The organism is Chromohalobacter beijerinckii, from assembly GCF_023061185.1.
GTDB classification, from domain to species: Bacteria; Pseudomonadota; Gammaproteobacteria; order Pseudomonadales; family Halomonadaceae; genus Chromohalobacter; species Chromohalobacter beijerinckii.
In genome coordinates, this window is the sequence record NZ_JAKGAK010000049.1 from 1 (window position 1) to 1,098 (window position 1,098).

General features: G+C 58.7%; 1 protein-coding gene. It reads left to right on the top strand.

Going from position 1 to position 1,098, the window contains the following annotated elements; all coding sequences use genetic code 11:
• Positions 1-52: 52 nt before the first annotated feature.
• Positions 53-1,072, top strand: a complete 1,020-nt coding sequence (locus tag L1075_RS15615; protein ID WP_040239779.1) for an IS30 family transposase — start codon at positions 53-55, stop codon at positions 1,070-1,072.
• Positions 1,073-1,098: the final 26 nt, after the last annotated feature.

The following is a 1,098-nucleotide window of genomic DNA, read 5'->3' on the forward strand; positions in this document are numbered from 1 at the left end:
GGCGGTCTCAATGACCAAGTGCAACACGTAACCCATCAGGTACCGTGTTGCCATGAACTACTGCTATCGCCACCTTACTGCTGAAGACCGAGCTGCCATCATGATGATGCGAGCGACTCACTCGATCCGAGCTATTGCCTGTCATCTGGGCCGTGCCCCGAGTACCGTATCGCGTGAAATCGCTCGCCATACGGTTGACTCCATCAAGGGCTACGATGCCAGCCTCGCAGGCTACCGGGCCCGCCTAACGCGTCATTGGCCACGTCAGCGCCCCAAGCTGCATCCCGACGGAGAGTTGTTCGAGGTCGTGATCCATCTGCTGCGCAAGTACTGGTCACCGCAACAGATAGCACGCACACTGAAGCGCATGTCTCCCAACGATTCACGTCGCCAAGTCTCTCACGAGGCCATCTATAACGCGCTCTATGTCATGCCCCGCGGTAGCCTCAAGAAGGAGCTTATCGCCTGCCTGCGGCAGGGCAACGGCAAGCGTCGGCCAAGAAACCGTGGTACAGATCGACGCCAGCAGATCCCCGATCTGGTCAGCATCCACGCACGACCGCCTGATATCGAAGACCGTCTGATGCCTGGCCACTGGGAAGGCGATCTCATCATCGGCGCCAACAACCGTTCTGCCGTCGGTACGCTGGTGGAGCGCACCACCCGACTGGTCATTCTCGCGAAAGTGGATGGGACCACCGCCACAGCCGCCGCCGTTGGCTTCAGCGACAAGCTCAATGAAGTACCACGTTCGCTGCGGCTGTCGATGACCTACGATCAGGGCAGAGAGATGGTAAAACATGCCGAGATCACCCAGAAGACCGGGACGGCGATCTACTTCGCTGACCCGCATAGCCCATGGCAGCGGGGCTCCAATGAGAATACCAATGGTCTGTTGCGGCAGTACCTGCCTAAAGGGACTGACCTATCCGTTTACAGCCAGGAAGAACTCGACAAGATCGCCGACTCACTGAACACGCGGCCGCGCAAAACCCTGGACTGGCGAACGCCACTGGAAGTCTACGCCGAGGTGCTCAAGAAATCGGTCGAAGGTCCGAGCATCCTTCAATAGCGTTGCACTTGGAACTTGAGACCGCC

What these genes read in the sequence shown, in the direction of transcription:
- L1075_RS15615 (WP_040239779.1), top strand. Translation starts at nt 53, where the DNA reads ATGAACTACTGCTATCGCCACCTTACTGCTGAAGACCGAGCTGCCATC.